A 21,231-nucleotide genomic window follows, 5' to 3' on the forward strand; every position below is an offset into this window, starting at 1 on the left:
AGAGGTCGCTTAGACCGGTTCCCGCGCCATGACAAGGCAAGTGTTCTGGCCGCCGAAGCCGAAGGAGTTCGACAAGACGGTACCAACCTCGGCGTTGCGCTTCTTGTTGGGCACCACGTCGAGCACGATCGCCGGATCGGGATTGTCGTAGTTGATGGTCGGCGGGATGACGCTTTCGCGCATGGTCATCAGCGAAAACGCCGCTTCGACGGCACCTGCCGCCGACAGCGTATGGCCGATCATCGACTTGTTCGACGAGACCGGCATCGAGCAGATCCGATCGCCGAACACGGTCGACAGCGACAGATGCTCCATCTTGTCGTTTTCAGGCGTCGACGTGCCATGGGCGTTGACGTAGTGGATCTCGTCTTTGCTCAAACCGGCATCGGCAAGGGCGGCGCGAACCGCGGCGATCGCCGGCGAACCGTCGGGCTTGGAGCGGGTGCGGTGGAAATCGTCGGCTTTTTCGCCGCAGCCGCGCAGGATGCCGAGGATGGTCGCGCCACGGGCAAGAGCCGCTTCCAGCGATTCCAGCACAAGCGCGCCCGAGCCCTCGGCTAGCACAAAGCCGTCACGGTCCTTGGAGAACGGCTTGGATGCCTTCTCCGGGATATCATTGTGGGTCGACAGCGCTGACAGCAGCGAGAAGCGGATCAGCGCCTCGGCGGTCGCTGAACCATCGGCGCCGATCGCCAGCGCCCGGTCGCATTCGCCGCGGCGGATCGCCTCGACGCCGAGCTGGATGGCGGTGGCGCCCGAGGCGCAAGCCGTCGACAGCGTGATCGGCAGGCCCCGTGTGCCGAAGGCGTCGGCAAGCCGGTCGGCGATCGAACCGAACTGGGTGGTTTCGAAAATATCGAGTTCCTTCAGCCCGCGCGCCACACGAAGCAACCTTTCGGCGCCGGCGTTTTGGCTGTCGGAATTGTAGAGCGAAAATCGTTCGCTCCAGTCGAGTTCGACCGGCGGTGAGGCGAGGAACAGCGGTCCGCCGAAATCGCCGGAATCAAGACCCGATTCCGCCACCGCTTCGCGCGCCGCTGTCTCGGCCAGCTCGTAGGTCAGGAGGCTGGCGCCCTTGGAGCTGGACGGCAGAAAGTCGACCATGCCCGAGATACGCGTGTTCAGATGGTCGACCGGAAAGCGGGTGATCGGATGGATGCCGGACTTGCCGGAGGTCAGTGCCGCCCAGTTGTCGGCCTTGCCGACGCCGAGCGAGGTCACCACACCGACGCCGGTGACGGCGACGATCGGCCTGCCCATATGATCGTTCAGATTGGCCATTTTTTCTTGAACCCTCAGTCGGCAGCGTTGACCAGCGCCAAGCCCTCGAATTGGTGATAGCCGATCGCCGTTGCAAGCACGGTCTTCGGAACGCCTTTAAATGGCTTCTCGGCAGCGGCATCGAAGGCGGGGTAGGCGGCCTTGCGGTCGACGGCCAGCGCCGCCAGCGCCACGGCGAAGGGAAATTGTGCTTCCTTCATATGGCCGGTCAGCGTCGAGAAGCCACGGGCTGATATCGCCGGATGGGCATCGAGCGCCGATTTCTCGGCTGCGGTCGCGGCATGTGCCCCGGAGGCGCCGGAAATGGCAAGCAATTCGCCGTTCGGCAATGCGGCCTGCTTGAGCAGCGCGGCAATGCTGGCGTCGAGTTCGCCCTGCCGGCGCCTGGCGCGACCGGACACGACCGGGCCGAGTTCGGCATAGATTTTTCGCCCGCGGTTTGTCGCATGTTCACGCTGTTCCAGAACCAGGAAGGCGCCGCCGGATCCGGTCACCACGCCGCCGCCCTCGGCGCCTTGCCTTTGCCAGACAGGCTTCCAGGTGCCGCGGTGCAGATAGCCGGCCAGTTCATAGCCAAGCAGCATGTCGGAGTGTTCGGTCTGGAAGGCGCCGCCGACCAGTATATGCGTCGACTGGCCGGAGCGGATGCGCGCGGCGGCCGTCTCGACAGCGGCGACGCCAGCCCCTTCCTCGCCCATGAAGGTACGCGAGGAGCCGGTCACCTTGTGGACGATCGAGATGTTGCCGGCGAGCAGGTTGGAAAGCTGGGCCAGGAACAGCGTCGGCCGCAGTTCCGTGGTCAGCTTCTCGTTGAGCAGCACGTCGCGGTCGTTGCGGCTTTCCGAAGCGGCGAGAATGGCCGCGTCGACCGCCTCGTCGCGCTCACCGCCACCGGCAGCCACAACCATGTCCATGGTTGCGCAAAGTTCGTCATTGCCCTTGATACCGGCATCGTCGAGCGCCAGGCCCGCAGCATAGGTGCCCAGCCGCTGCCAGGTTTCCATCTGCCGCTGGTCGCCACGCTTGGCGATCTGCAGGTTCCAGTCGATCTCGGGCAGGGGATGCACGGTGTAGGGCGCAAAGCGCGCGGCTTCAATCACCGGCTGCAGGCCCGGCTGGGCCAGCTTCTGCCAGTGGGCGTCCGGACCTTCTCCAAGCGAGGAGACAAGGCCAATGCCAGTGATGACGACGTCGCGAGGGCTGCTCATGAGCGGCTTTGTGGGTCAGGCGGCGCAGCCCGTCAAGGCCGCGCGTTTGCCCGATGTCAGGCGGTCTTGGCGGCGACCAGCGCGTCGATCTTGGCGCACAGGTTCTTCATGACGAAGTAATCGTCGGTCGAAGCCTTGCCGTCATTGACTTCCTGGGTCCACTTTTCCAGCGGCACCTTGATGCCGAATTCCTTGTCGATGGCAAAGACGATATCGAGGAAATCGAGGCTGTCGATGCCGAGATCATCAATCGTGTGGCTCTCGGGGGTGATGGTGTCGATATCGATCTCGCTGGTGTCGGCAATGATCTTGGCGACTTTGTCGAACGTGGTGGACAAGGGCTTTTCCTTCGGTTGCGGGCGGAATCTGTCCGCATGTGTTTGGGCGCTGTCTAATCGGTTTTTCCCGGCAGGAAAAGGCCTGATACGCCGGGCACAGATGGGATGGCGGTTTCGCGAACGCAAGAAGGGCCGCCGGTTGGCCCGGCGGCCCCCTCCATTAATGTTTCGTCAGCTCAGCTGTCGCGGAGCTTGACCAGGTCGTTGAGCAGCCCGGCCGTTCCGTTGTGGACGGTCAGCCGCTCGACCTTGCCGGCGATGGTCTCCAGAGCCTCGAGCTCCTTCAACCGCAGCATCACCGGGTTCTCGGCCATCACCCTGGCTGTGTTGAGCAGGGAACGCGTGGCGTTCGTCTCCTCGCGACGGCGGATGATGTTGGCCTCGGCCTGCTTTTCGGCCGACACCACCTGGTTGAGGATCTCACGAGTCAGACCCTTCAGGTCCGGCCCGCACCCGAAGGCTTGAGCCGTGCGTCAGATCTTCGGCATTCCAGTCCCCGGACCGTTTTCAGATAACACCTGCATGGTGCTTGGCTTGGAAGGCCAATGGAGAAGGAATCGAACCTTCGACAGTCAGATTAACAATCTGATGCTCTACCAAACTGAGCTATCCGTGGTGCAAACGGCAGGAATCGAACCTGCGACCTCCGGACCCAAATCCGGCGCTCTACCGCTGAGCTACATCCGCGATCCCAATCCCCAAAACGGCGCCGTACACAGGGTGGCAATGCCGCCTGCGCGGGCGGAGACAAAAGCTCCAACCGTTGTGCTCGCTTCGGTTTTCGTGACCGGGAGCGCGCCTATAGCCCCTGCGACGGGTTGTCGCAAGCGGCATTGTCGTGGCGGATTTGCGGCTTCTTTCAGTGGTTGTATTTCGGCAACACCTGCGCTGTGGGCGTCCGCGCCGTCAGAAGGTGACGCGGCCGAGCACGCGCAAACCATCGCCCTGCGGCTCGACCACCACCGCTTCGCCTTCGCGCGGCGAGATGCCGGTCAGCGCCACGATGTTTTCGAGGTGGGTGACCATGACCAGGTTGTCGGAGCCGGAATAGCCGCGGATCTCGGTCATGATCGCCGCGATCTGGGCGGCTTTCTCGGTCGCGTCGGTCTTCAGGAGATCGAGCGGTGCGAAGGGTTCCGGCTCGGCTTCGAAGGCGATGCGGGCGGTGTCGAGGCAGCGGCAGTAGCGGCTGGACAGCACGCGCTCGATGGGTGCGGCGCGGGCGGCAAACAGCGCGCCGATCTTGCTTGCCTGCTGCTGGCCGCGTGCCGAGAGGTTGATCTGGGTAGCGCATTTGGTGATGTCGAAATTTGCCGGATCGGTGGTGCCGGTGACCATTGCGTGGCGAAGCAGCACGACATGTCCGCCATCGGCCAGCAGCGCCCAGCCGGAATCCGTTGCATGGGCCACGGCGGGAATGACCAGCAGAAACAGTGCCAGGGCAAGTCGAAGCATCAGTTATCTTTCTCCCGGTCGCCGGCAGGCGGATCCGGTGACAGGCATATAGGGACGGCAAAGCCGGGTGAAAGACAAGCGCAGGGGCTGAGGTCTATTTCTTCGCCATCTGCTTCTTCACCAACTCGATCTTCTGGTCGGTTAGCGCGGTGGGGGCAGGGTAGCCGGCTTCGGTAAAGCCCAGCTTGGCGTTTTCGAAGAATTCGATGGCCTTCTGGAATTCGGCATTGCCGCCGCCATAGCTGCCGCGATTCCAATGGATATCGCCGAGATTGTTCTGCTGGAAGGCCCATTGCATCGGCAGGCTTTCACGGGTGAACACTTTGAGCGTCGCCGAAAAGGCGGCTTCGGCATCGTTCAAATATTTGTCGGTGCGTTCGAGGTTGCCGAGATTGAGCAGGCTCATGCCGATGCCGTTCTGCGCGTTCGCCCAATCGACGGGTGCGGTCTCGAAAGTCAGCACCTCCAGTGCTGCCCGTCGCGCGGCAATCGAATCGGCCAGGGTCTTGGGATCGGCATTGCTCATGCTCAGCCAATGCAGCGCCGAACCGAGGCCGGCTTGCGCCAGCGCCCATTGCCGCGGCGTCGTCTCGCGCTTGTACTCGCGCAACGCATCACGATAGGCCTCGATCGCATCCTTGTAGTGCTCGGGCTTGTCGGACAGGCCGCCGAGCAGTTGTAGCGTGTTGCCGAGATTGTAGTGCGTCATCGCCCAGTCGAGCGGGAAGTCCTTCTTGGTGTAGACCCGTCGCGCCGCCCGGAAGGCGCTGGCCGACTGCTCGAGCTTGGCCGGATCGAGGGTACGCTGGCCGAGCGTCTGGTAGATCGAGCCGAGATTGTTTTGTGTAGACGCCCAATCCATCGGAAAACGCTGACGCGTGAAGATGGTCAACGCATCGCCATAGGCTGCCGCGGCTTCCTCGAGGTTGCCGGTACCGAGTTCGAAACGCGCAGCACTGCTCAGCGCATTGCCGAGATTGAGCCGGCTGGTCGCCCAGGAGACCGGGAAGGTGTTGCGGGTTCGTATCTCGAGGGCGGCGCGAAAGGCGTCGGCCGCCTCGGTGATCTTCGCCTTGTCGTTGCGCAGCGTGCCGATCGAAACCAGCGTGTTGCCGAGATTGTTCTGCACCATGGCCCACTGCACAGGCGCCTTTTGCCGCGTGTATTCTTCGAGCGAGAGCCGATAGGCGGCTTCCGCCTCGGTCATATGCTCGCCACCTGGCTCACGCTCCGAGAGCGCGTAGAGCGCCAGGCCGAGATTCATCTGCGAAGCGGCCCAGTCCAGCGGGACTTTTTCACGCGGGCGCTTGTCCAGCGTCGCGCGCATCGCGGCAACCGCTTCGTTCAGGCGCTTCGGGTCGCTCTCGCGCTCGCCGATCTTCAACAGCACATTGCCCAGATTGTTCTGGGCGGCGGCCCAATTAAGGTCGTCCTTGTCACGCTCGAACACGGCCAGCGAAGCACGGAAAATGTCTGCCGCCTCTTCCAGCCTTGCGGTGTCGGTCTCGCGCTCGCCGATGGTCTGCAGCACCACCGCCATGTTGTTGCGGGTAATCGCCCAGTCGCGATTCTGTTCGCCATTGGGAATGAAGTTGAGGATGACATGGTAGGCGTCGATGGCGCGCTGCAGAGCGTCCTTGTCGCCTGTGGCATCGCCGTGGGCACCCAGCGCCTCAGCCTCCTGGTTCTTGTAGTTCCAGCGCAGTTTGTCGTCCCATTTCTCGACCAGCGAAAACGCCTTGCCGTAGTCGTTGGCGGCGGATTGGTAGTCGAAGACCAGCGCTGAGGCGTCGGCCCGCCTGGCATAGATGGCGGCGTCGGCAATGCGCTTGCGCTTCACCAGATCCTCTGCCTGGTCGACCGCGCCGCTGCCCTGCTCGACTCGGCCCACTGCGTCATCGAGGAATTTGCGCGCCGTGACGATGGCGCCCTGGCCGATGGCCTTGTCGGCGGAAGCGACCAGGCGCTTGATCTCGGGATCGTCGGTGCGCAAGGCATCGCGCTCGGAAACCATCTTCTTCAACCGCTCGGCCTGCGTGTCGAGCAGCTTTTGCAGGTCGGTCGGATCCTCGGGGATCTTTTCGGTGCCGAGCGCCTTCAACACGCCATAGAGCGCATCGAGCGGCACGCCGTCCTGCAGCGAGGCCAGTTCCACTTGCGCCCGCCTGGGGTCGGGCAGGTCGGAAATGGTCAGCAGCAATTGCCGCCGCTCGCCGGTGATCAGCCCGTCATCGCCGGTCGGCTCCGGCGGCGCGACGCCGAAATAGAGCAGCCTGCGCAGGCTTTCATTGACCCACGGTCGCTGCTTCGCCCTGGTGTCGAGATAGACTTCTTCCGTCACCATGCGCATGACCGAGCCGAATTCGGTGCCTTTCATCGCCGCGAGGTGGCGCAGCAGTGCTGCCGCATAGGGGCTGTTTTCGCCGACGGCGCCATCCAGTGCCGGGCGTCCCGGCTCGGCGGCGAAGCCGATCACTGTGCCGAGGTTTTCCGTTGCTGCTGGCGCATCGCCGAGCGCCTTGGCGCCGCGCACCGGCTCCAGCCCGCCGGCGCCGATCGGCGACGCTGAGGCCGTCGGCGCCCGGCGCACGACAGCATCCGGCGGAAACGGGTTGGTGCGGCAGGCGTCGAGCAGCATGATCGTCACCGGCACAGTCTTCTTCAGTTCGTCCATGACGGCGGAAATCGGCACCAGCGCCTCATCGGCATTCTTGAGCGACGATACGTCGGCATCGACCGGCACCAGATAATTCTCGCCGCCGGCCTCGATGCCGTGGCCGGAATAGTAGATGAAGGCGACATCGGCTCCCTCGGCATCCTCGACGAAACGTTCGAGGTCGCGCTTCAGCTTGGCGGCATCGCGATCGGTGACGCTGCGGGCATCGAAGCCGAGATCGGTCAGCATCTTGGCCATGTCGCGGGCGTCGTTGGCCGGGTTGGCAAGGGCGGTGATGTGCTCGTATTTCGACTGGCCGATGATCAGCGCCACGCCCTTGAGGCTCGTCTCCGCAACCGCTAGCGCCGTCGCGGCAACGCAAAGCATCGCTGCGACGAAAGCCGTCAGCCATGCCTGTCTGAAATGACGCTGTTTCGGCGTCGCGACCATTCGCTTTGTGTCCGCCCTGAAGATCCCAAGCCTGTATAGCGCTGTCACCTGACCATGATCAAATTCTGGCGCTGGCATTATCGAGCATCGGTTTGCTGAAGAACAGGCGATTGCGCTGCCATCCGGGCTCGCCTATCCCTCAAGAATGTCTCCGCTCACCGAAACGGTTCTTTTCGTCTTCAGCCTCGTCGCGCTCGGCTATCTCACCGGGCTCACCGGCTATCTGAAACCGGCCAGCGGGGACGGCATCTCCGAATTCGCCATCAACGTTGCGATGCCGCTGCTGCTGTTTCGGACGATGGTGAATTCCGATTTCCACGGCGTGGCGCCCTGGTCGCTGTGGGGCGCTTACTTCACGGCAGTGGCAATCACGTGGGCCGCCGGCCATCTGGTGACGACGCGGGTCTTCGGACGGGACGCCCGCACCGGCATCGTCGGTGGAGTGTCGTCGTCCTTCTCGAACGTGGTGTTGCTGGGCATTCCCTTCGTTCTCGGTGTATTCGGATCCAGCGGATTCGAAGTGCTGTCGCTGCTCGTTTCCGTGCATCTGCCGACCATGATGATGGCTTCGATCGTCATGTTCGAGATATTTGGCCGGGGTGACAGCGAGCCCGTGCACCCACTGCGCATCGTCCAGAGCTTTCTGAAAAGACTGTTCGCCAACCCTCTGATCATCGGCATCCTCGCCGGGCTGGCATGGCGCCTCAGCGGCGCGCCGCTGCCGAACCTTGCCACGCGGCTGGTCGATGCGCTGGCTAACACGGCCGGGCCGGTGGCGTTGTTTGCGATGGGGCTCAGCCTGCGCCGTTTCGGCATTTCCGGCAACATCCGGCCGGCGCTGGCGCTGTCGACGCTGAAACTGTTCCTGATGCCGGCGCTGGTGCTCGGCCTGGTCTGGCTGCTTGGCCTGCCGCCATTGACGGCCAAGGTGGCGGTGGTGGTGGCGGCACTGCCCTCCGGCGTCAATTCCTATCTGATCGCCGTGCAGTTCAACACCGGCCAGGCGCTGGCGTCGAACCAGATGACCATCGCGACGGCCAGCGCCGTTGTTACAACCGCCTTCTGGTTGACGGTGGTTGTCCACGTCTTCGGCTAGTTTGGCGCTGGCCCAACCCCTATATGCCATATTGCGATTGCTTGCCGGGCTTGCCCTAGGTAAAGAGCAGTGGCTCCAGCGTGCGGGATAGCGCACGCTTACCGAATACATCAAGAAACCGGCCCGTCAGAGCGCCGAACGGAGGCTAGACCATGCTTCAGAAAACCAGCCATTTCATGCGGCAGGCCAATCTCATCAACGGCGAATGGGTGCAGGCCGACGGCGGCCAGACGGTTGACGTCAACAATCCGGCCACCGGCCTCAAGATCGGCACCGTGCCGAAATCGGGCAAGGCCGAGACCCACCGCGCCATCGAGGCCGCCGCCACCGCCTTCAAGACATGGCGCAAGACCACCGCGCTCGAGCGCTCGAAGCTGCTGCGCAAGCTGCATGACGCTATGATGGACAATCAGGACGTGCTGGCCGAACTGCTGACCATCGAGCAGGGCAAGTCGCTGTTCGAATCCAAGGGCGAAATCGGCTCGGCCGCGTCCTACATTCTGTGGTTCGCCGAAGAGGGCCGCCGCACCTATGGCGACGTCGTGCCGTCGCCGTGGGCCGATCGCCGGATCCTGGTGACCAAGGAGCCGGTCGGCGTCATCGCCGCCATCACGCCGTGGAACTTTCCGTCCTCGATGCTGGCCCGCAAGCTCGGACCGGCGCTGGCCGCCGGTTGCACCGCCGTCGTCAAGCCGGCGTCGCAGACGCCTTATTCCGGTCTCGCCTGGGGCGCGCTGGCCGAAGAAGTCGGCTTCCCCAAGGGCGTCATCAACATTCTGACCGGTTCTGCCAGCGAGATCGGCGACGAGATCTGCGCCAACCCGCTGGTGTCGAAGATCACCTTCACCGGATCGACCGAGGTCGGCAAGCTGCTCATTCAGAAGTCGTCGGTCACCGTCAAGAAGGTGTCGATGGAACTCGGCGGCAACGCGCCGTTCATCGTCTTCGATGACGCCGACATCGAGCGCGCCATCGCCGGCGCCATCACCGCCAAGTATCGCAACTCCGGCCAGACCTGCGTCTGCACCAACCGCTTCCTGGTGCAGGCCGGCGTCTATGACAAATTCGTCGAAGGGCTTGCGGCGGCCAGCAACGGGTTGAAGGTCGGCTCCGGCCTCGAGGATGGCGTCCAGCAGGGACCGCTGATCGACGTGAAGGCGGTCGAGAAGGTCGAGGAACTGATCGCCGATGCGACCTCGAAGGGCGGCAAGATCGTCGCCGGCGGCAAGCGCCATGCGCTCGGCGGCTCGTTCTTCCAGCCGACGGTGATCGCCAATGCGACGCCGAAGATGCGCTTCATGAAGGAAGAGATCTTTGGCCCGGTGGCGCCGGTGTTCAAGTTCGAAACCGAGGAAGAGGCCATCGCGCTCGCCAACGACACCGAATTCGGCCTTGCCTGCTATTTCTACACCGGCGAACTCGGCCGCGCCTTCCGGGTCATGGAAGGGCTGAAATACGGCATGGTCGGCGTCAATGAAGGCCTCATCACCACGCCGGAAGCGCCGTTCGGCGGCGTCAAGGAATCGGGCCTCGGCAAGGAAGGCGGACATCAGGGCATCGAGGATTATCTCGACACCAAATATGTCTGCATCGGCGGCCTCGGCCTCTAGGAAACATTGAGGACAGGGCAGGCCATGTGCCTGCCCTTGCCAGACGACATTCAGCCGGCCTAAGTCCATGGATCAAACAACCGACGTATGGGCACGGCGATGAAGGACGGCGAGGTTTTCGGCACGACGCAAGCGGGCGAGGACGTCCGCCGCTTCACCATCAGGGGCGGCGGCCTCACCGCCAACATCATCGGGCTGGGCGCAATCCTTCAGGATCTGCGCCTGGCCGGGCACGACGCACCGCTGGTGCTCGGCTATGACCGTTTCGAACCCTATGAGACGGACAGGGCCTTCTTCGGCGCGGTGGTCGGACGTTTTGCCAACCGCATCCGCGATGGCCGCTTCACCATCGCCGGCAAGCGCTACCAGACCGAGCGCAATTTTCTCGACAAGCATACGCTGCATGGCGGCTCGCAGGGCTATTTTCACCGGCCGTGGACGGTGTCGCTGCATGGCAAGGATTTCGTCACGCTGACGTTGCACGACCCCGACGGCACGATGGGCTTTCCCGGCGCGCTCGACGTGACCTGCACCTACCGGCTGAAAATTCCCGGCACGCTCAGCATGGAACTGACCGCGACCTGCGAGGAGCCAACGCTGTGCAATCTGGCGCAGCATTCCTATTTCAACCTCGATGACGGCGGTGCCGGCGATATCCTCGACCACCGGCTGATGCTGAATGCCGGCGCCTATACGCCGGTCGACAGCGAGCTGATCCCGACCGGAGTGGTGAAGCCGGTCGACGGCACCCCTTTCGATTTCCGTCAGGCGCGGCCGCTGCGCATGGAAACGGAGGGCGAGCAGCTTGCCTACGACCAGAATTTCTGCCTGACCTCGACGCGGGGGCCGCTCAAGCAGGCATCCTGGGCGCAAGGAGCAAATTCCGGTGTCGAGATGGAACTCTGGACCACGGAACCGGGTGTCCAGCTCTATATCGGCCAGCACGTGGCGCCGTCTTCGCCGGGATTGGGCGGACGTCGCTACAAGCCCTTTTCCGGCTTCTGCCTGGAATCGCAAGTGTGGCCGGATGCACCCAACCGGCCATATTTTCCGCAAGCCACGCTGTGGCCGGGCCAGATCTATCACCATGTGACGGAATATCGGTTCCGCTTACCGTAGGCGGGTTTAGCGTTCGAAAGCGACTCTTAGGGTCTCGAACGGCGCCAGCGCGCCGCGCACCTGCACGACTGCGGCGGCGACGCGATGCGCACGCAGCACGGCCTCTGCCGGGGCGTGACCGGCAAGCCGGGCGGCGAGATAGCCGCCATTGAAGGAATCGCCGGCGCCGGTGGTGTCGACGGGGGTGGCGACTTGGACCGCCGGAACGGGCTGCAGGTTTCCATTCTCGGCGATCAGTGCCGGCTGCTCGCCATTCTTGACCACGACTTCACCGACCAGCTCTCCCAGCCGCTCGGCGGTCACATGCGGTGCGGTATCGCCAAACAGCATCTGTTCGTCGGGAAAGGTCGGCAGCGCGATGTCGGTGACGGCAAGCGCTTCGAGGATCGCGGCCTGCGCGTCCTCGCGGCTGTGCCAAAGGCGCGGCCGGTAGTTGGGATCGAAGGCGACAAGCGAGCCTGCCGCGCGGGCATTCGCCACCGCCGCCAGCAATGTCTTGCGCGCGGCAGCGTCCAGAATTGCCAAAGTGATTCCGCTAAAGTAGACAAGTGCCTGTTTTTCAAGGCTTTTGGTCAAGGCGGCTGGGTCCGAGGCAAGCCGCCGCGCCGCTGCGTCGCTGCGCCAGTAGGTGAAGGCGCGTTCGGCGCCAGTCAGCGTGATGGCGTAGAGGCCGGGCCGGGCGCCCGCTATGACCGGGCTGGCGCCGATGCCGATGCCGTTCTCGGCGAAGAAGGCGATCTGGCCTTGTGAGAACGGGTCGTCGCCGAAGGCCGAGACATAGGTCGCCGGCCGGTCACCGCTCAGCGCATGCAGCGCCCAAAGCGTGTTGAACGTGTCGCCGGCAAAGCCCATGCGCCAGTTCGGCCCGGTCTGGCCCGAAAGTTCAAGCATGCACTCACCGATCGAAGCGACGCCGTTTGCTGCCATATGTCTTTCTCCTGGTGCATGTCGCCCAAAAGTGTGTAGCGGTTTGGGGCAACGAACATGCACGAAACCAAAGAGCCGGTGCTGTAGCTTTTTGCGGCCCGCAGCGCCATGGTTGGCTGCGGCGGTTTTTTGCGCCAGAAGCGTTTTCCCACAGGTGCGGCGGGACGCGAATTGCTCCCCGAGACGTTATGTTTGGAAGAGGAACCGGTTTGGCATCACTATGGCGTTATCTTCTCGCGGGTCTGGGTCTTGCTGCCTTGCTGGCCGGCATTCTCGCTATCGTCTATCTGACGGCGCCTCGGTCGGCGCAGTTCGCCGGCCTCGATGTATCCCGCTCGAAAACCACGGCGAGCGGCTTGTTCGTGGCGAGCTTCCAGCCGGAGCGGGGTGTCGTGCGGCAGGGCGAATTGCAATCCTGGCTGCTGACGCTGAAGACGGTCAAGGGCGCACCTGTGGAAGGCGCGGCGATTACGGTGTCAGGCGGCATGCCGCAGCACAGTCACGGCTTGCCGACCAGTCCGCAAGCGACCGACTATCTGGGCGATGGGCGCTATCGGATCGACGGGTTGAAATTCACCATGAGCGGCTGGTGGCAATTGCGCTTCGCCATCTCGGCGGCGGCCGGTTCCGACACCGTCGTCTTCAACGTGGTGCTGTGAGTTTTAGATGAGCCGCTTTTCGCGATGTCTCGCACTAATGGTGGTGGCGATGCTTGCCGGTTGCGGCAAGCCGCAGTTTTCCGACACCGAGAAGAAAACCATCGCCTCGCTGGCGCTGAACACGCTGCCACCGCTGAAGACCGACACCACCAACCGCTTTGCCGATGTGCCTGCTGCCGCGGCGCTCGGATCGACACTATTCTTCGACGCGGGGATGAGCCGCGACGGCACCGTCTCCTGCTCGACCTGCCACAAGATCGACCGCCAGTTCCAGGACGACCTGCCGCAAGCCGTCGGCGTTGGCCGCACCAACCGGCGTTCGATGCCGCTGGCCGGCGTCGCGCGCGACCCGTGGTTCTTCTGGGATGGGCGGCGCGACAGTCTCTGGGCGCAGGCGCTGACGCCGCTGGAAAATCCGCTCGAGCATGCCGGCAACCGCGCCGCCTATGTGCACTACATCAAGAAGCGGTTTGGTGAGCGCTACGAGCGCATTTTTGGTCCACTGCCCGATCTCTCGACCGTGCCGGCCAATGCCAGCCCGCTCGGCACCGATGCCGAGAAAGCGGCCTGGAAAGCCATGCCCGCTGCCCAGGCCGAGGACGTCAATCGTGTCTTTTCCAATATCGGCAAGGCGATCGCCGCCTTCGAGCGCTCGATCGAGCCGCCGCAGACGCGCTTCGACCGCTTTGCCATCGATCTGGGAGCAGGGGCCAAGCCGCAAGGCGAGGATGCCTTTTCGCCGGACGAAATCCTCGGGCTGAAACTGTTCATCGGCAAGGCTAATTGCGTGACCTGCCACAATGGCCCGCGCTTCACCGACAACAGTTTTCACAACACCGGCGTGCCACCGGTTGCCGACTTGCCCGTGGATCGTGGCCGCATCGACGCGGTACGCCAAGTCGAGGCTGACCCGTTCAACTGTCTTGGCGCCTTTCGCGACGGCGATGACAGTGCCTGCGGAGAACTTCGCTTCATGGTCAAGTCAGGACCGGAACTGATCCGTGCTTACAAGACGCCGTCGCTGCGCGGCGCCGCCACCCGACCGCCCTACATGCATGCCGGGCAGTTTTCCTCGCTCGACGAGGTGGTGGCGCATTATGCCAAGGCGGAGCCAAGCGTCGAGGGCACGTCCGAGGTTCACCCGCTGCAGCTTTCGGACCGCGAGCGCGCAGCGCTGGTGGCGTTTTTGAAGACGTTGGCGGAGTAGGCTTACCGGTCCTTGACCGTTTCCATCGCCACGAAAGTCGAGGTCTGGGCGACGTGGGGCAGAGCCGAGATGCGCTCGCCGAGCACGCGGCGATAGGCGGCGATATCGGTGGTGCGGACCTTGAGCAGATAATCGAAGCTCGACGCCATCATGTGGCACTGCTCGATCTCCGGCACCACCTGTACGGCGCGGTTGAAGGCGTCGAGCGCGGCCGAGCGGGTGTCGGACAATTTCACCTGGACGAAGGCGACATGGCCTTCGCCCATGCGCTCGCGGTCGATGATCGCCTGATAGCCCCTGATGTAGCCTTCCTTCTCCAGCCGCTTCACCCGCGCTTGCACCGGCGTCTTCGACAGGCCGACCTTGCCGGCGAGTTCCGACATGGAAAGCCGCCCGTCGCGTGCCAGCGCCGACAGGATATTTCGATCGATGCGGTCCAATTGATCTTCGATCATCGATTTCGTGGTCGGTTTGGCGTGAATATGGCGCAAATGATAGATCAATCGATCTGCATTGTCCATTTCTTTGGGCCGACCGAAATTCTCAATTGTGCTAGCTTGCGCCATTCGGTCCGGTGACCGCCGGCCCGCTCCCTCTTGCTCGTTCACAGGACCGCCATGCCAGCGCTCGATGCCATCCGCCAGCAGATCCGTTCCAACTATCTGCCCGACGAAGATGCAGCCGTGAAGCGGCTGGCCGAGGCGACAGGACTGTCGACCAAAGACCGCGACGCAATCTCGACCCGTGCCGCCGATCTGGTGCGGGCGGTGCGCGGCTCGTCCGATCCAAGGCTGATGGAGGTGTTCCTCTCGGCCTACGGCCTCTCCACCAAGGAAGGCGTGGCGCTGATGTGCCTGGCCGAGGCGCTGCTGCGCGTGCCCGATACCGAGACGATGGACGACCTCATCGCCGACAAGATCGCGCCGCACGACTGGTCGGCGCATTCGGGCGGTTCAAGCTCCATTTTCGTCAATGCCTCGACCTGGGCGCTGATGCTGACCGGCCGCGTGCTCGACGAAGGCGAGGGCGGCATCGAAGGCACGCTGCGTTCGATGGTGCGCCGGCTCGGCGAACCGGTCATCCGCAAGGCGGTGGCTGCTGCCATGCGCGAAATGGGCGAACAGTTCGTGCTTGGTCGCACCATCACCGAGGCCGTCAAGCGCGGCCGGCCGATGACGCAGAAGGGCTATCTCTATTCTTTCGACATGCTGGGCGAGGCGGCCCGAACCGAGGCCGACGCGCTGCGCTATCTCAAGGCCTACGCCGACGCGATTTCCTCGCTCGATGCCGGCTCCAATGGGCCCGACATCCGCCAGAACCACGGCATTTCGGTCAAGCTGTCGGCGCTGCATCCGCGCTATGAAGTGGCGCAGAAGGAAAAGATGTTGCCGGTCATGGCCGAGCGGCTGTTGTCCTTGGCGCTGGCGGCGCGCCATTCGCGCATGGGCCTGAACATCGACGCCGAGGAAGCCGACCGTCTCGATCTGTCGCTCGACGTCATCGAACGGGTGCTGGCCGAGCCGGAACTCGCCGGCTGGAATGGCTTTGGCGTGGTGGTGCAAGCGTATGGGCCGCGTGCGGCCTTCACCATCGACTGGCTCTACGCGCTGGCCAAGAAATACGACCGCAGCATCATGGTGCGGCTGGTCAAGGGCGCCTATTGGGACACCGAGATCAAGCGGGCGCAGGCGCTCGGGCTTGGCGGCTATCCCGTCTTCACCCGCAAGGCCAACACCGACGTTTCCTACATGGCCTGCGCGAAAAAACTGCTTGGCATGACCGACCGCATCTACCCGCAATTCGCCACCCACAATGCCCACACCGTCGCCGCCATCCTGTCGATGGCTGATAACCGCGATGCGTTCGAATTCCAGCGCCTGCACGGTATGGGCGAGGCGCTGCATGAGACGGTGCGCCAGGCCGAAGGCACGCGCTGTCGTATCTATGCGCCGGTCGGCGCGCATTCCGACCTTTTGGCCTATCTGGTCCGGCGCCTGCTGGAGAACGGCGCCAACTCCTCCTTCGTCCACCAGTTGACTGACGAGGAGGTCGAGCCGGAGGACATCGCCCGCGATCCGCTCGAGACCGTCGAAAGCCAGGGCCTGGCCGCCAATCCGGCGATCGCTCGCCCCTCGGCGATTTTCGGCGCCGGCCGCAGCAACTCAAAAGGCTTCGACATCACCGATACCGTGGTGCTGGCCGCGATCGAGAAGGCCAAGGCAGGCTTTGCCGGCTCGGACCGCTGGCACGCCAAGCCGATCACCCGCGCCGCCGGCTACGGCAAGCAGCGCCCGATCGTCAATCCGGCCAAGCCTAGCGAAATTGTCGGCACGGTCAGCGAGGCTGCCGCCAAGCAGGTCGCGACCGCCGTGCGCTTCGCCGTGGAGGCGCAGCCGGCCTGGGCCAAGCGGCCCGTCGCCGAGCGTGCCGCCATCCTCAACCGCGCCGCCGATCTCTATGAGACGAACGCCGTCGAGTTCTTTGCGCTCGCCACCCGCGAGGCCGGCAAATCGCTGGCCGATGGCGTCGCCGAAGTGCGCGAAGCCGTCGACTTCCTGCGCTACTACGCCACCGAAGCAGCCAACAACGAAGCGGGCACAGAAGCGCGCGGCGCGATCGTCTGCATCTCGCCGTGGAACTTTCCGCTTGCCATCTTCACCGGCCAGATCGCCGCTGCCCTGGTCACCGGCAATTCGGTGATTGCCAAGCCGGCCGAGCAGACGCCACTGATCGCCTTCCGCGCCGTCGAAATGCTGCGCGAAGCCGGCGTGCCGGAAGATGTCATCCAGCTTCTGCCTGGCGACGGCCCCTCGGTCGGCGGACCGCTGACCGCCGATCCGCGTATTGCCGGCGTCTGCTTCACCGGCTCGACCGAGGTCGCCAAGCTGATCGAGAAGCAACTGGCCGAGACCGCGGCACCCGACGCCATGCTGATTGCCGAGACCGGTGGTCTCAACGCCATGATCGTCGATTCCACCGCGCTGCCCGAACAGGCGGTTCGCGACATCCTTGCTTCGGCCTTCCAGAGCGCCGGCCAGCGCTGCTCGGCGCTGCGCGTGCTCTATGTGCAAAAGGACGTCGAAAAGAAGATGCTGGAGATGCTGAAGGGCGCCATGGAAGCGCTCAGCATCGGCGATCCCTGGCAGATTTCGACCGATGTCGGCCCGGTCATCGACGACGAGGCGCAAGCGTCGATCCGCGACTACTGCACGAAGATGGGCCTGCAAGGTCGGCTGATCGCCAAGCTCGAAGCGCCGAAGGACGGCCGTTTCGTCGCGCCGCATGTTTTTCGGGTCAAAGGCATCGAGGAGATGGAGCGCGAGGTGTTCGGGCCCATTTTGCATGTCGCCAGTTTCGACGCCGACAAGATCGACGCCGTCATCGCCGAGATCAACCGCAAGGGCTATGGCCTGACCTTTGGCCTGCACACCCGCATCGAGGGTCGCGTCCAGCATTTCGTCGACGGCATCCATGCCGGCAACATCTATGTCAACCGTAATCAGATCGGCGCCGTCGTCGGCTCGCAACCCTTTGGTGGCGAGGGGCTTTCCGGCACCGGTCCGAAGGCCGGCGGTCCGCATTATCTCCGCCGCTTCCGCAAGGGACCGGAAGCCGGCACAGAAGTCGGCGAAGGCCACAAGGTGACGGCGACCGAGCTTGCCGACAATCTGCCCGATCCGACGCTTGGCGGCTGGTCGACCCGTCCCGATCGCATTGCCATTCTGCGCAAGCATCTGCGCGGCAAGGGCGCGGCGGCCATTGGTGCTGCCGCCGGCATCGATTTCGGCCAGGTCGACCTGCCAGGACCGACCGGCGAGGCCAACACGCTGTCGCTGTCGCCGCGCGGCCGCGTGCTCTGCCTCGGTCCTGATGGCGATACGCTGCTTGCCCAGACGATCCAGGCACTCGCCGCCGGCAATGCCGTGCTCGCCGTCGCTCCCGGTGCACCGGCAGCGCTCTCGGCGCTGACCGGCAAGGGCCTGCCGCTGGCGGCCATCGACGGGCGTCCCGATCCGGTCGAGGCACGTTCGCTGCGGGTCGACGTCGTCGCCTTCTCGGGCACGCCCGAGGCAGCGCGCATCGTGCGCAAGGTCATTGCCGACCGCGCAGGACCGATCGTGCCGCTGGTCAGCGAAGTGCTCAACCCGGCCGCCTATGCGCATGAGCGCGCGGTCTGCGTCGACACCACGGCGGCGGGCGGCAATGCCAGCCTGCTGGCCGCGGCTTAGGGTGCATTGATATTCAGGTGATGCCGGCCTGCAAACGATGGTTTCCTGCGCTTCCGGTGCTCACGTACTTCAAGCACGCTCCGCTCCGGTTCTCTGAAACCATCGTTTTCGACTCGGCCTGACCTGAATCTCAACACACCCTAACCGTCAGCGGAGGTCTGGCCTTAGCCCGTTAGCGGTCAGGCGCCTTCGACGACCGAGAACCCCTCGAACTGGGGGTGACCGAGATAGTGCACCTTGCTGGAACCGGCGTTGCGATGCGCGGCACGGAAATTCTCGGATTTGGTCCAGGCGACAAAATCCGCATGGCTCGCCCACACTGTGTGCGAAGCAAACAGCGTATAGCCCTCCGCTTCGTTGACCGGGCCGCGAAGCAGATGGAATTCCTTGAAGCCCGCCATTTCCGAAAGCGTCGAATCGCGTCCCTTCCAGACGGCTTCGAAGGCGGCCTCCGAGCCGTTCTGGACCTTGAAGCGGTTCATGGCGATGTACATTGGCTGTCCTTCCGGGATTGCGACTTGTGACGTTTGATGGGTGGCTGAAACGATGAGGCTGAGGCCCTCAAAACGGACCGATCCGCGCTTTGAATACCCAGCTTGACCTGCCGGTCTCGGCTGGAATGGGAGGGAACGGCGCCTGCTGGCGCACCAGTGTCAAAGCGAATTGATCAAGCTCGGCAGACCCCGAACTTTCGGCAAGCTGTATGTCACCGATGCTACCGTCGGCCATGACAATGAAAACGACCCTGGCATTGTTGTTGGCCTTGGCTTGTACCGCTTTGGAAACACGACGGTTGGCGCGGGCAAGCTTCTTCTGAATTTCACCGCTGTAGCGGGATTCAATCGCATTGCCTGCCGCGCCCTGCTTCTTGCCGGTGCTGGACGTCACCGCGTCACGTTCCTCGCCATCCGCCGCGCCGCGCGCCTCGTTGGTTTCGCCCGGGCCTCCAGAACCCGCTGTCGTGCTTGGCCTTGCGGTCGGGATCGGCGGCTGTTCGATGTCGGCAGGAGGCGCCTCGGCGCTTTCAGCCGAAGCCGTAGGCTCTGCCGGCGTCTCAGCCTTCGGGGCCACGCTTTGTTCGTCATGGCTTGGCGTGTCGACCGTCAGTATGTCCGGCGCAGCGGTGGGTTGCTTGACAGCTAGCGGCAGAGGCGCAGGGGGCTGCGCGGCCATTTCCCTGGCGGGCAGGTCGGCAGGCGGCTTGGGCTTCATCTGAGGCTTGGCGGGCTGCGGGTCGGGCACCACGGTAACGTCCATCACGCCAGGGGCCTGGCCATCCAGGGCGCTGCCGACCACGTTGGCGCCTGATTGATCGGCGCCTTCCAACTGGATTGCATCCCTGGAATCGAATGTGCCGGCGGGTGTGATGAGAAAAGCCGCGGCTACCGCGACATGGAGCAGGCAGGAGACGATGATCGCCGCCATCCATTTGCGGCTGATGGCTGACGGCCGCGCGGGCGCAAGCGGCTCGGCTGGCGTGATCGCCAGTTCGCTGCCGGCATCGGGGAGGGGGCTGGTTTCCTGCATGTTTCGCGGCGAGACCTGCCGCGAGCGGCGCGGACTTGTCAAATCAAGATCGGTTGCCTGCGGCAACGCGCCGACCACCAAAGGCCACGCCACAGCGTTTCGCACGAGTACGGGGCCTGACGCGCACACCATCCGGATCAGCGTGTGATGCCGAGCGGCAAGCTGAATGCCCAGCTCGATCGGCCTGCATCCGCCGGGATGGGTGGAAAGGGGGCTGCGCGGCGTATGATCGCGAGTGCAGCCGTGTCGAGTTCAGGCGAGCCGGAACTGCGGGCGATGCGGATGCCGCCAACCCCGCCGCCAGCATCGACGATGAAGCTAACCTGGACATCGTTGCGTGCCTTTGTCCGCGCGGAATTCGAAATGCCGCGAAGAGCGCGCCGCAATCTGGCGACCACTTTGCCCGGATAGTTGGAGACGGACGCATTGCCAACGCCCGACTTGCCGCCCTGGCTTTTGCTCGTTGTCTTGCCGTCGGTCTGGCCATCGGCGACGCCGCGCTTGGCATCGGCTTCATTCTGGCCGCCGGAGCCGGACCTGGTCTGTTTGGCAGGCGCTTTTTCCGCCTTCTTCGGCGCTTCAGCCTTCTGCGCCTTCTTGATCGGCTTTTTCGCAGGCTCTGCTTTCTTGGGTTTCGTCGGCTGCGGCTTTCTTTCCGCGGGCGCCAGTTGCGGCTCCGTTTCTGCCGTGACCTTTTCGAGAGTTTCGACGGACGCCGTTTTCTCGGCCGCGGTCGCCTTTACGGTCGTGGTCGACTGCTCGGCGGGCTTCTGGACGGAATTGTCGTCTTCGACCGCCTGATCGACGGCCAAAATCTCGGGCACGGGAGTGACTGTCGTGGCGGTCGCCGGCTCGTCCGGGACAGGATCGACGCGGTCGGGCGCGGACGCAGGCCGGTCCGACGTTTCCCCCACAGGTTCCAAAATTGCCGTGGCTGTCGCTTCTGCTTCCATCGTTTCGACCGGCTGGGCCGGTTCCGTCGCCGCGACCGGTTGCGCCTCCACGGTCTCCACCGGCTTGGGGGCAAGCATGGTGACCAGCGTCACCTCAGCCGCTTCCGGCAGGGCATCTGTCATGTCGCCGGCGGCCGACTGGTCGTCGGGCGCGTTGCCGAGCAACATGATTCCGGACTGGTCGGCGCCTTCGATCAGGATCGGCTCATCGTCGGTGGCCAGGAAGGCCATTGCCGCCGCCGCATGAAGGACCAGTGAGAAAACCACGGCGGCCTTCCATTTGCGCCTTGGCTGCCTGGTCCGCGTGCCGCCCAGCGGCTCGGCTGGTATGGTGGTCAGCTCGCCGCTGGCGTCCGTAATGTAGTTCTTCTCCGGCGTGACACGCAGCGAAGACTGCAGCGAGCCGTGCGGAATGGTGAAATCGGGATCGTCCGGTTCCAGCGGCAAAACAAAGGGCCCGGCCAGGGGCCAGGCCACGGTGTTTTGCGAGAATTTCGGTTCGAACCCCAATCCCGC

General features: G+C 64.1%; 16 protein-coding genes, 2 tRNA genes and 1 pseudogene. 6 read left to right on the top strand and 13 right to left on the bottom strand.

Going from position 1 to position 21,231, the window contains the following annotated elements:
* Positions 1-9 precede the first annotated feature (9 nt).
* The 8 genes and pseudogenes from AC1D0N_RS22710 to AC1D0N_RS22745 all read right to left on the bottom strand — a co-directional run bounded on the left by AC1D0N_RS22710 (position 10) and on the right by AC1D0N_RS22745 (position 7,388).
* Positions 10-1,281, bottom strand: coding sequence for a beta-ketoacyl-ACP synthase (locus AC1D0N_RS22710; protein ID WP_477247854.1), 1,272 nt, complete (start codon positions 1,279-1,281; stop codon positions 10-12).
* A gap of 14 nt (positions 1,282-1,295) precedes the next feature.
* The gene (locus AC1D0N_RS22715) at positions 1,296-2,489 is read right to left on the bottom strand and encodes a beta-ketoacyl-ACP synthase (RefSeq protein ID WP_477247856.1); all 1,194 of its coding nucleotides are present in this window, start codon (positions 2,487-2,489) and stop codon (positions 1,296-1,298) included.
* A 56-nt stretch (positions 2,490-2,545) separates the two neighbouring features.
* The gene (locus AC1D0N_RS22720; protein WP_010909964.1) at positions 2,546-2,827 is read right to left on the bottom strand and encodes an acyl carrier protein; all 282 of its coding nucleotides are present in this window, start codon (positions 2,825-2,827) and stop codon (positions 2,546-2,548) included.
* Positions 2,828-3,003: 176 nt separating this feature from the next.
* Positions 3,004-3,267, bottom strand: a pseudogene (locus tag AC1D0N_RS22725) (slipin family protein); the annotation flags it as partial.
* A gap of 95 nt (positions 3,268-3,362) precedes the next feature.
* Positions 3,363-3,438 (bottom strand) — tRNA-Asn (locus AC1D0N_RS22730).
* A gap of 2 nt (positions 3,439-3,440) precedes the next feature.
* Positions 3,441-3,514: transfer RNA gene (locus tag AC1D0N_RS22735), tRNA-OTHER, on the bottom strand.
* A gap of 219 nt (positions 3,515-3,733) precedes the next feature.
* Positions 3,734-4,282 (bottom strand): histidine phosphatase family protein, encoded by a 549-nt coding sequence (locus tag AC1D0N_RS22740; RefSeq protein ID WP_477247858.1) that lies wholly within the window; start codon positions 4,280-4,282, stop codon positions 3,734-3,736.
* A gap of 94 nt (positions 4,283-4,376) precedes the next feature.
* Complete coding sequence (locus AC1D0N_RS22745; protein WP_477247860.1) at positions 4,377-7,388, bottom strand: caspase family protein; 3,012 nt, start codon at positions 7,386-7,388, stop codon at positions 4,377-4,379.
* 145 nt (positions 7,389-7,533) lie between these two features.
* Between AC1D0N_RS22745 and AC1D0N_RS22750 the strand changes: the two genes are divergently transcribed.
* The 3 genes from AC1D0N_RS22750 (at position 7,534) to AC1D0N_RS22760 (ending at position 11,213) form a co-directional block, all read left to right on the top strand.
* Positions 7,534-8,484 carry an AEC family transporter gene (locus AC1D0N_RS22750; protein ID WP_477247862.1) on the top strand — a complete coding sequence of 317 codons (951 nt, stop codon included), beginning with the start codon at positions 7,534-7,536 and terminating at the stop codon, positions 8,482-8,484.
* Between the two features lie 152 nt (positions 8,485-8,636).
* On the top strand, positions 8,637-10,094 hold the full coding sequence (locus tag AC1D0N_RS22755; RefSeq protein WP_477247864.1) for an NAD-dependent succinate-semialdehyde dehydrogenase: 1,458 nt from the start codon (positions 8,637-8,639) through the stop codon (positions 10,092-10,094).
* 99 nt (positions 10,095-10,193) lie between these two features.
* Positions 10,194-11,213, top strand: coding sequence for an aldose epimerase family protein (locus tag AC1D0N_RS22760; protein ID WP_477247866.1), 1,020 nt, complete (start codon positions 10,194-10,196; stop codon positions 11,211-11,213).
* A gap of 6 nt (positions 11,214-11,219) precedes the next feature.
* Here AC1D0N_RS22760 and AC1D0N_RS22765 read toward each other — a convergent pair whose 3' ends face one another.
* Positions 11,220-12,140, bottom strand: a complete 921-nt coding sequence (locus tag AC1D0N_RS22765; protein ID WP_477247868.1) for a sugar kinase — start codon at positions 12,138-12,140, stop codon at positions 11,220-11,222.
* 209 nt (positions 12,141-12,349) lie between these two features.
* On the opposite strand from AC1D0N_RS22765, the gene AC1D0N_RS22770 reads away from it, so the two are divergent.
* On the top strand, positions 12,350-12,799 hold the full coding sequence (locus AC1D0N_RS22770) for a FixH family protein (RefSeq protein ID WP_477247870.1): 450 nt from the start codon (positions 12,350-12,352) through the stop codon (positions 12,797-12,799).
* 7 nt (positions 12,800-12,806) lie between these two features.
* Positions 12,807-14,006, top strand: a complete 1,200-nt coding sequence (locus tag AC1D0N_RS22775; RefSeq protein ID WP_477247871.1) for a cytochrome-c peroxidase — start codon at positions 12,807-12,809, stop codon at positions 14,004-14,006.
* A 2-nt stretch (positions 14,007-14,008) separates the two neighbouring features.
* Here AC1D0N_RS22775 and AC1D0N_RS22780 read toward each other — a convergent pair whose 3' ends face one another.
* The gene (locus tag AC1D0N_RS22780; RefSeq protein WP_477248055.1) at positions 14,009-14,461 is read right to left on the bottom strand and encodes an Lrp/AsnC ligand binding domain-containing protein; all 453 of its coding nucleotides are present in this window, start codon (positions 14,459-14,461) and stop codon (positions 14,009-14,011) included.
* A 162-nt stretch (positions 14,462-14,623) separates the two neighbouring features.
* Between AC1D0N_RS22780 and putA the strand changes: the two genes are divergently transcribed.
* Complete coding sequence (gene putA, locus AC1D0N_RS22785; RefSeq protein ID WP_477247873.1) at positions 14,624-18,235, top strand: bifunctional proline dehydrogenase/L-glutamate gamma-semialdehyde dehydrogenase PutA; 3,612 nt, start codon at positions 14,624-14,626, stop codon at positions 18,233-18,235.
* Positions 18,236-18,414: 179 nt separating this feature from the next.
* Here the strand turns inward: putA and hmuQ are convergent, their stop codons facing one another.
* From hmuQ to AC1D0N_RS22800, 3 genes are all read right to left on the bottom strand, one after another.
* Positions 18,415-18,729 carry a heme-degrading protein HmuQ gene (gene hmuQ / locus AC1D0N_RS22790; RefSeq protein WP_477247875.1) on the bottom strand — a complete coding sequence of 105 codons (315 nt, stop codon included), beginning with the start codon at positions 18,727-18,729 and terminating at the stop codon, positions 18,415-18,417.
* A 67-nt stretch (positions 18,730-18,796) separates the two neighbouring features.
* Positions 18,797-19,840: an energy transducer TonB family protein gene (locus tag AC1D0N_RS22795; protein ID WP_477248057.1), complete on the bottom strand. Its 1,044-nt coding sequence runs from the start codon at positions 19,838-19,840 to the stop codon at positions 18,797-18,799.
* Positions 19,841-19,899: 59 nt separating this feature from the next.
* Positions 19,900-21,192 (bottom strand): energy transducer TonB family protein, encoded by a 1,293-nt coding sequence (locus AC1D0N_RS22800; protein ID WP_477247877.1) that lies wholly within the window; start codon positions 21,190-21,192, stop codon positions 19,900-19,902.
* Positions 21,193-21,231 lie beyond the last annotated feature (39 nt).

This window comes from Mesorhizobium sp. P2_E10 (assembly GCF_056404235.1).

What these genes read in the sequence shown, in the direction of transcription:
- AC1D0N_RS22760 (WP_477247866.1), top strand. Translation starts at nt 10,194, where the DNA reads ATGAAGGACGGCGAGGTTTTCGGCACGACGCAAGCGGGCGAGGACGTC.
- AC1D0N_RS22740 (WP_477247858.1), bottom strand. Translation starts at nt 4,282, where the DNA reads ATGCTTCGACTTGCCCTGGCACTGTTTCTGCTGGTCATTCCCGCCGTG.
- AC1D0N_RS22755 (WP_477247864.1), top strand. Translation starts at nt 8,637, where the DNA reads ATGCTTCAGAAAACCAGCCATTTCATGCGGCAGGCCAATCTCATCAAC.
- AC1D0N_RS22745 (WP_477247860.1), bottom strand. Translation starts at nt 7,388, where the DNA reads ATGGTCGCGACGCCGAAACAGCGTCATTTCAGACAGGCATGGCTGACG.
- AC1D0N_RS22780 (WP_477248055.1), bottom strand. Translation starts at nt 14,461, where the DNA reads ATGATCGAAGATCAATTGGACCGCATCGATCGAAATATCCTGTCGGCG.
- putA (WP_477247873.1), top strand. Translation starts at nt 14,624, where the DNA reads ATGCCAGCGCTCGATGCCATCCGCCAGCAGATCCGTTCCAACTATCTG.
- hmuQ (WP_477247875.1), bottom strand. Translation starts at nt 18,729, where the DNA reads ATGTACATCGCCATGAACCGCTTCAAGGTCCAGAACGGCTCGGAGGCC.
- AC1D0N_RS22775 (WP_477247871.1), top strand. Translation starts at nt 12,807, where the DNA reads ATGAGCCGCTTTTCGCGATGTCTCGCACTAATGGTGGTGGCGATGCTT.
- AC1D0N_RS22710 (WP_477247854.1), bottom strand. Translation starts at nt 1,281, where the DNA reads ATGGCCAATCTGAACGATCATATGGGCAGGCCGATCGTCGCCGTCACC.
- AC1D0N_RS22715 (WP_477247856.1), bottom strand. Translation starts at nt 2,489, where the DNA reads ATGAGCAGCCCTCGCGACGTCGTCATCACTGGCATTGGCCTTGTCTCC.
- AC1D0N_RS22765 (WP_477247868.1), bottom strand. Translation starts at nt 12,140, where the DNA reads ATGGCAGCAAACGGCGTCGCTTCGATCGGTGAGTGCATGCTTGAACTT.
- AC1D0N_RS22750 (WP_477247862.1), top strand. Translation starts at nt 7,534, where the DNA reads ATGTCTCCGCTCACCGAAACGGTTCTTTTCGTCTTCAGCCTCGTCGCG.